This is a genomic window from Olivibacter sp. CPCC 100613, assembly GCF_036959255.1.
Lineage (GTDB): Bacteria > Bacteroidota > Bacteroidia > Sphingobacteriales > Sphingobacteriaceae > Olivibacter.
This window is the reverse complement of sequence record NZ_JAWMTI010000023.1, coordinates 1-6,253: the sequence shown is the minus strand read 5'-3', so window position 1 is coordinate 6,253 and position 6,253 is coordinate 1. Positions and strand designations below refer to the sequence as shown.

The 6,253-nt window shown below is 39.8% G+C and carries 6 protein-coding genes; 1 reads left to right on the top strand and 5 read right to left on the bottom strand.

Annotated elements, in window-relative coordinates; translation table 11 throughout:
* From RYH73_RS26465 to RYH73_RS26450, 4 genes are all read right to left on the bottom strand, one after another.
* On the bottom strand, positions 1 to 556 hold a 556-nt coding region (locus tag RYH73_RS26465), incomplete at its 3' end, for an MFS transporter (RefSeq protein ID WP_335316454.1).
* A gap of 25 nt (positions 557 to 581) precedes the next feature.
* The gene (locus RYH73_RS26460; protein WP_335316453.1) at positions 582 to 1,004 is read right to left on the bottom strand and encodes an MFS transporter; all 423 of its coding nucleotides are present in this window, start codon (positions 1,002 to 1,004) and stop codon (positions 582 to 584) included.
* Positions 1,005 to 1,332: 328 nt separating this feature from the next.
* A complete protein-coding gene (locus RYH73_RS26455) occupies positions 1,333 to 1,830 on the bottom strand; it encodes a DinB family protein (protein ID WP_335316452.1) in 498 nt (165 codons plus the stop codon).
* A 68-nt stretch (positions 1,831 to 1,898) separates the two neighbouring features.
* Positions 1,899 to 3,551 (bottom strand): L,D-transpeptidase family protein, encoded by a 1,653-nt coding sequence (locus RYH73_RS26450; RefSeq protein WP_335316451.1) that lies wholly within the window; start codon positions 3,549 to 3,551, stop codon positions 1,899 to 1,901.
* Between the two features lie 326 nt (positions 3,552 to 3,877).
* Between RYH73_RS26450 and RYH73_RS26445 the strand changes: the two genes are divergently transcribed.
* Complete coding sequence (locus tag RYH73_RS26445) at positions 3,878 to 4,438, top strand: type 1 glutamine amidotransferase domain-containing protein (RefSeq protein ID WP_335316450.1); 561 nt, start codon at positions 3,878 to 3,880, stop codon at positions 4,436 to 4,438.
* 33 nt (positions 4,439 to 4,471) lie between these two features.
* Here RYH73_RS26445 and RYH73_RS26440 read toward each other — a convergent pair whose 3' ends face one another.
* On the bottom strand, positions 4,472 to 5,533 hold the full coding sequence (locus tag RYH73_RS26440) for a mechanosensitive ion channel family protein (RefSeq protein WP_335316448.1): 1,062 nt from the start codon (positions 5,531 to 5,533) through the stop codon (positions 4,472 to 4,474).
* Positions 5,534 to 6,253: the final 720 nt, after the last annotated feature.

Below are 6,253 nucleotides of genomic sequence, written 5' to 3'. Positions count from 1 at the left end.
CTGGTATCTGGTTAGACAGAAAACCTTGAAGCGCAGGATTAGCAATCGCTCCCAAAGCATAAGGGATAAGGAATGCGTACATCATCCAACTATGGCTCGCAAAGGCAAAAAGTGTTAAACTAATGGTGTAGAGTGTGATCCCAATGATTATGGCACGTTTCTCTCCCATCCAAGGCAACAAAACACGTGTTAGACCTGCCTGAACGGCAGCGAAAGCAATTCCCATAAAACCCAATGAATAACCGATCTGTTCTTCATTCCATTTGAATTTTTCAATGGTGAAAAATGACCATATGCTTTCCATAGAGTGACCGGCAATGTTTATTAGTAATAAACCAAGAATAAGTCCTGCAACCGCAGGAAATTTACTTAAGTGTTTGAACGAGCCAATAGGATTAGCGCGTGACCAATCAAAGGGACGTTGATTTTCCTTTTTTAATGATTCGGGTAAAACAAAGAAGCCGTATAATAAATTTAAAAAACTAAGCAAAGCCGCTACTAGAAAAGGTGCATGTGTGCCATACTTACCGAGCAATCCCCCTATAACGGGGCCGATAATAAAGCCAACACCGAATGCCGCGCTAATTAAACCGAAATTTTGGGCTCGTTTTCTCCGGGCTACTTATGTCCGCAATATAAGCGGAAGCTACTGTATAACTCGCCCCCATAGCACCAGCGATTGTACGCCCAAGAAAAAGCCACCAAATGGTGGGCGCAAAGGCCATCAAAAGACAATCCAACCCGAAGCCGAATAGCGATAATAGAAGTATAGGACGCCTTCCATAACGGTCGCTGAGATTGCCCATGATCGGTGCGCAGATAAACTGCATCATGGCATATGCAAAAGTGAGCCAGCCACCATATTCAGCTGCGGTGCTGATGTCGGCATGAATTAGCGTAGCGATAAGCTTTGGTAGAACGGGATAGATTAAACCGATTCCGGTAATATCTATAAGAACAGTAATAAAGATAAAGGCAAAAGCTGCACGGGATGTAGATTTCATTTAATATAATAAAGTTATAGCAAGTATACGTAGTCTACACTATAAGTTGAAGACGAATGAAAATATCAAATAATGTAATAGATCTGCAAAAACTTTTTTACCAGTTTTAAATCCTTGGCGTGTCTATTATTAAAGGAGGGTTGCTATCATGATGGGGCGAAATTATGATAAAGATTTTAAACACCACAAAATAATCAATAATTTTTTTGTTATCGGTGGCATTATCACCCTTAAGAGGCTGGACGGAATTGTAAAGATAAACGCAATTACTGCTCCTTAACTCAAAAAATAAGGAGCAGCAAGCGCTATTTTGTTTTCGTTTATATGATTAAAATTGCTGATCATCAGCACTTGGGCCGTAGCTGCCGGGTATTGGTATATTTAATAACCTTAAATAAACACCTAATTGTGCTCGGTGATGGGAGGTTTGGCTGAAGGCCATTCGTATCATACCATATTTTGTTCCCTCCCACAAGATGTTTTCTCCGTGACGTAAAACCCATTTTTTCTCCAAATCTTCCGGAGAAATCCTGTTAAGTGCATCCTCTCCTTGTTGAAGCGATTTTTCAAAAATTTCTTTTAGTTCTTCATTATTGCCTAAGGGGGTGGGGGTGTATTCGTTGGCGGCAAAATCCAATCCATCCGCATCTACTGCCATGGTAATCCATGAGGGTAATTCGGCAATATGAACGACGAGATGTTTCAATTTCATACTCCTCTCATGGGGAGCCCATTCATATTTTTCTTCGGGGATGAGCGGGAGAAACTTTCGGGTGGTTCCCGCTTCGTCCATCAGTTCTTTCTTCAATGCTTTTATCAAGTCCATAATATAAGTGCTTTATTTTGCTACAAATAAAATAGACCCAACTGACAACCCTATGTCAGTATCTTATATTATTTGTTGCTATTTTCTTCCATTAACATTTTTGCCAAGCGATCATCCCTGTCGTAAATGTCTTTTCTGAAATTAATTTTTCCATCTCGGTCGATAAAAGCGGTAAAGTAGGCGATGAAGACGGGAACGGTTTTCTTTAGCGTCACGTACTTCTCTTTTCCTGCATGCATAGCCATGTGAATAGATTCTTTATTCCAAGTAGAATCATTTCGAAGTAGGAAATTGGCTAGTTTTTCGGGCTCGCTTACCCGAATGCAGCCGTGGCTAAAAGCTCTGCTGGCCTCGTTATATAGTGACTTTGAGGGGCTATCATGTAAATAAATATTATAACTATTAGGAAAGAGGAATTTGACCAGCCCCAATGAATTTTTTGGGCCAGGTTTTTGTCTGACGCTTGGAAGACCACCGCTTTTACCGGTAATTTCCATATTGTGTTTGGCAATATAATTGCGATCTCTGCGCATACCAGGGATTATCTCGTTTTTAACAATACTGGGAGGTACATTCCAGTACGGACTAAAAACAACATATTTTACATCACCGTGAAAAATAACCGTTTTATGCATTGCTTTGCCGACAACAACATTGCAGCTCCAAAGCAAACTATCTGCATGATATACGTGCAATTTAAATTCCGGAATATTGACGGCCAAATAATCGGTGTTTAGGCTTACCGGCAACCACCGGCTGCGCTCCATGTTTACCACTATTTGCTTCACTCGTTCTGTCGGGAGGATATTCAATTCATTGATGGTGCCATTTCCTATTGCACCATCAGGGTTTAAACCGTGCCTTGATTGGAAAGACTTTACACCAATGAATAATGTACTATCATATGTGTTGGTCAAGGTGTCACCTGTATAATCACCTAAATAAAATAGTCGTTTTTTTATTTGACTTAGCACAATGGACGAATCACCTGGTTTGTAGCTTTTCTTATCTGCGATAATTTTATGCCATTGGTGTTGAGTTGCAAGCTCTCTGTATTTCTTCAGAAACCCTCGAAGCTGTTCATATTGACGGTATACAGGTTCGATATCCGCACCTGATTTATTTACCGGATGTTTTAAGAGACTATCCAAGTAATCTGAATAAGATATTTTTTTCTTTGGGACAAACCAATCATTGGCCTTTACATTCGCATCATCCATCCCCTGCCAAGCAATATCAGCAAAAAGGAAGTATTGCGACGTAAGCATAAATTCCAACTCTTCATTGGTTATTTTGGTATCTTTATGTTGGTTGTATGCATTGATCAAAGAATCCAAATCCTTGCTATACGGTAATTCCCTCTCAATCCCCTCATCTTTTAGATTAAGCATCCGGTCTGTTAAATTTCCTGCTTGCTCGATGAGTCCCTTTTCATCAAACCAAGCAAAACGATAAGTTCTATTCTTATAAAACTTTTTCACCTTCTGTTGGTAAGATTCCAGGTTTTTATAGATGCGAAAAAATGTATCTAATCGCGCGCTATCGAAACTCAGTTCCGTTTGCTCACTGAAGTTTCCCGGTATTGTTTTATTCCACTCTTTTAAGGCCTTTGTATGCAGCGAATCCGTAGGATTTTTTTTCTTTTGCTTAGCCCCTTGGTTACACCCCAACCATAAAGAAGAAAGAACTAATAAGAAAAGCAGTGTTTTTTGCACGTTCATATATTACCTAATTTAACTCTGAGTCGATATAAGATTCAACCCTATGTTTCTCTTCTGTTAAAGATAAATCTTATCTAAGAAACCTAAAAAATATTTCTTATAAAGTAAAGAAATATTTTCAATATGATGGCCAGTTATTTGTTGTAAAAAAGTTGCCGATGGATTTTTTCGTCATTAGAATTTGGTAATATTCGATAATCTGCATGAAGATTTCAGAAAAAAGCTAGCAGGTATTTGTTAAACAACTATTAAACTTATTTTTTTTCAAACAAAAAAGCTTGATGATGGTAACCTAAGTATAATATTTTACTAATAAAACATGTATCATGGGAACACTAGATGAAAGAAAGATTGCGATTTTAACGGAAGACGGATTTGAAGAAGTTGAATTAACTAGTCCGAAAGAAGCACTTGTTAAGGCAGGAGCAAGCGTTCACATTATCTCGCCAAAAGTTGGAACAGTACGCGCTAAAGAAGGGGATGAGTGGAAAGGAACCTACCAAGTCGACAGAAATTTAAAGGAAGTGTCGGCATTGGATTATGACGGACTTCTTTTGCCCGGGGGCGTTATCAATCCGGATAAGTTGCGCACTAATCAGGAGGCGCTGCAATTTGTTACGGATTTTTTTGAAGCAGGGAAACCGGTTGCCGCGATTTGTCATGGACCACAAACATTAATTGATGCAGAGGTTGTGAGAGGAAGGAAGATGACTTCTGTGGCGGCAATTAAAAATGATCTAATTAATGCCGGTGCGGAATGGGAAGATAGTGAAGTGGTTGTAGACCAAGGTCTGGTAACCAGTAGAACGCCAGAAGACCTACCTGCCTTTAATGCAAAAATAGTGGAAGAATTTGCGGAAGGCAAGCACGAAGGTCAGCATGCTTAAGTTCTTTGGAGGGGGTGATCCCCTCTTTTTTGTTCAGGTTGTTGTAATTCTAGTTTTTGCAAAGGCCTCGGGGAAATGAGTTCGCATGTATTTTATCATCTCTTCTCGCACATAGCATCTTAGATCGAAGGCATCTCCCGAATTTCTACAACTCATTAAACAGCGAATTTCCATTGTTTTCTCCTTTAGATCAGTAACCTGTAGAACATTCACTTTGCCGTCCCATAGGCGGTTACTCTTCAGTAGTTCTGTGAATTTCTGACGTAAATTTTCAACAGGAATTAGAAAATCAGTATAAATGAATACAGTACCTAAAATTTCAGCAGTTGTTCGTGTCCAATTTTGAAAAGGTTTTTCGATAAAATAATTAATGGGTAATACTAGGCGACGCTTATCCCAGATATTTACCACTACATAAGTTAGATTGATCTCCTCTACCTTTCCCCACTCACCTTCAACTATAAGTACATCATCCATTCGTATTGGTTGAGTAAAAGCGATTTGGAAACCTGCCAGTAAGTTTCCTAAGGACTTTTGGGCAGCGAATCCAATAATAACGCCTCCTATCCCTACACCTGTTAGTAGCCCTGCTCCAATCTTACGCATACTTTCGAAGCTAAGTAAGATAATGGCCATAGTGATAATGACAATGAGGGTTATTAACAATTTTCGAATAAAGACAATTTGCGTACGGATTTTTCGCTCACGAAGATTATTTTCTTTACTTATATCAAAACGATGGTAAAGATAATCTTCGAAAACACGCAACACGCGTATAATGATAATTGCGAAGCATACTGTTATTAGAATTTCCGTTGTTTTTGAAAAGATTTCATAAGTAGAGGGGCTGAGTTTTGTTAATGGGAGCAGCGAACTCAGAAACAACAAAGGAATAAAAATGGTGAATATTTTGTTGAAATGGCGGATAATCGATCTTAAAACGGAATATGGTAGTTCTGTTTTTGATTGTTGTTTGACGATCGGAAGTAGTATAGACTTCAAAATGATGCCAATAAGTAGGGAGAAGAGAATGATGAGTATATTCCAAACCCAATCCGGCATTTTTTGTGAAAGTTGTTGTAGGGATTCGAGCATTTTTATTTCATATTATGTAGAAAAAGATACAGTAGTAATACAAGTATAAAGCGTGAGGGGTTTTCAATTTTTTAAATGTTTTATTATTCAGATATCGTGTCGGCGGTGAATTTTCTTTTGAATGATTCTATTGCAGATAAGCGGTAAATGCTCATTTGAATCTAGTTGATCCAGCGTCGGGGTTTCATAAAATAACAGGCGGAGGAGCTTCTATTATTTTATGCCGAAAAAAAACGCTCTGTTTTCCAGTTTGTTGTGCATGTTCCGTATTTTTTTCGGGCTGAACATTTGCATTTACGCAGAGTAATCGTACCTTTGCACTCCGCTGACGGAGGGAGGCGGTCGTTGTTCTGAAGGGTTTGCGCGGGGATATGGAGGGGTGCCGGAGANTTTACGCAGAGTAATCGTACCTTTGCACTCCGCTGACGGAGGGAGGCGGTCGTTGTTCTGAAGGGTTTGCGCGGGGATATGGAGGGGTGCCGGAGAGGGGAGAAAAATATTTTCATAAATATTTTGCGGATACGGAAAAAGCTGTTACCTTTGCAGCCCCGAAGGGGGAGAGCAGGAGACCCGGGGCGCGAGGCCGGGGGAATGAGATAAAAAAAAAAGAGGATGCCGTGCAGCGATGTGACGGGATACCGCAACAGGCAGGAAGCGCGAGCGGATGGCCGATAAGTTCTTTAAAGAAATGATTCATGTAGCGTAACGGGCAGTCGGAAA

Coding starts and splice junctions, on each gene's coding strand:
- RYH73_RS26445 (WP_335316450.1), top strand. CDS start 3,878: ATGGGAACACTAGATGAAAGAAAGATTGCGATTTTAACGGAAGACGGA.
- RYH73_RS26455 (WP_335316452.1), bottom strand. CDS start 1,830: ATGGACTTGATAAAAGCATTGAAGAAAGAACTGATGGACGAAGCGGGA.
- RYH73_RS26450 (WP_335316451.1), bottom strand. CDS start 3,551: ATGAACGTGCAAAAAACACTGCTTTTCTTATTAGTTCTTTCTTCTTTA.
- RYH73_RS26440 (WP_335316448.1), bottom strand. CDS start 5,533: ATGCTCGAATCCCTACAACAACTTTCACAAAAAATGCCGGATTGGGTT.
- RYH73_RS26460 (WP_335316453.1), bottom strand. CDS start 1,004: ATGAAATCTACATCCCGTGCAGCTTTTGCCTTTATCTTTATTACTGTT.